Raw genomic sequence first — 1,341 nt, 5'->3', positions numbered from 1 at the left:
CCGATCCCCCTCCTCGCCTTCACCCCCGACCCGGCGACCCGCTCCCAACTCAACCTCACCTGGGGCGTGGAGACCTTCCTCGGCCCACACGTCGAGTCGACGGACGCGATGGTCGCCCAGGTCGACGAGCAGCTCCTGCGGATCGGCCGCTGCGAGAAGGGCGACATCGTCGTCATCACGGCCGGCTCCCCGCCCGGGGTCCCCGGCTCGACAAACCTGGTCCGAGTCCACCACATCGGCGAGGACGACAGCCCCAAGTAGGGGTTTCCGTACGGGGGTTCAGTATTTGGGGCCTATGTGGGTGTCCATGAGAGTGGTGGACGCCTTGCGGGCAATGGAGATATTGAACGGGTCGACGCCGCGTGCCAGCGTCGTCCACTCGACGCCCACCTTGTCGAGGGTGTCGCTGAACAACTTCCGTATGTCGTCGGACTTGTTGGTGAAGAAGTAGCGCGGGTACTCGTAGCGCTTCTTCACTCCGGCGACGAGGCGGGTTGCCCAATTGGTGATCCGGCACCCGTCGGAGTGGATGAGCCCACGGATGAACTCCCAGGGGTACGCGTCGACGATCTCCTGCTGCCAATGTTCCAGGGCGATCCTGCGCTCGTGCTTCTTGCCGGGCCCGTGCTGGGGGAACAGGCAGGGCCAGTGCTGGCTGTAGCCGACGACGGAGACGTATCCGACCGCTTGTACGCGTGCTGCCTTGCCGCTGGGGTTCGCCGCCTTGACGGCCGTCACGCACGCGTCGATCAGTCCTGGCCAGGCGTCCGCGCATGCGATGCGTAAGAAATAGCCGGAGCGTGCGCCAGAACTGATGCAGCCGTCTCCGAGGTAGAGCCCGAGGAGATATGAGTACGCCGCAGGGTCAGCGGGCCACGCGGGTACTGGTTGGCACCGGCAGCAGGGTCCGCTCTGCGCGGACATCCGCGGCAGCGGTTCGATCCGCACGAGCCATGAGCGGATCGCGGCGCGGGACACGCCGGTTTCCTTGCTGACGGAGTTGAGGCTGCGGCCTTGGGAGACGAGGGAGAGGGCGCGTTTGCGGGTGCTGATGTCGTACACATGCCCGAGTCTCGCCGCCGCCCCGTCGATTCGGGGAGAAGGTGCGTTCGATTCACAAGGTCAGGTGAAAATCGACGGATCGCTTGCGACCTTGGAATCGAAGGAAAAGTACCCCGGGTGGGATTCGAACCCACGCTGGATGGTGTTTGAGACCATTGCCTCTACCGCTGGGCTACCGGGGCTTCCTGCGAAACGAAGGATGCCAGGCACCCTCCGCGCCCCCACCATATCGCAGCTAGGTAGGCTCATGGAAAGTAGTACCTGCCCCATGACGAGGAG

At 64.8% G+C, this 1,341-nt stretch carries 2 protein-coding genes and 1 tRNA gene; 1 reads left to right on the top strand and 2 read right to left on the bottom strand.

All coding sequences use genetic code 11. From position 1 onward, the window contains the following. Nucleotides 1-261, top strand: a 261-nt coding sequence (locus GUY60_RS37695; protein WP_281368684.1) for a pyruvate kinase alpha/beta domain-containing protein, incomplete at its 5' end; no start/stop codon positions are given. A gap of 18 nt (nt 262-279) precedes the next feature. Here GUY60_RS37695 and GUY60_RS37690 read toward each other — a convergent pair. Beyond that, entirely contained in the window at nt 280-1,062 is a 783-nt protein-coding gene (locus GUY60_RS37690; protein ID WP_187370236.1) for a helix-turn-helix domain-containing protein, read from the bottom strand. A gap of 109 nt (nt 1,063-1,171) precedes the next feature. Then, nucleotides 1,172-1,244, bottom strand: a tRNA-Leu gene (locus GUY60_RS37685). Between the last annotated feature and the right edge of the window lie 97 nt (nt 1,245-1,341).

Source organism: Streptomyces boluensis, assembly GCF_009908195.1.
Taxonomy (GTDB): Bacteria; Actinomycetota; Actinomycetes; order Streptomycetales; family Streptomycetaceae; genus Streptomyces; species Streptomyces boluensis.
Note: the sequence above shows the minus strand (reverse complement) of the source record. Positions and strands in the feature narration are given on the sequence as shown.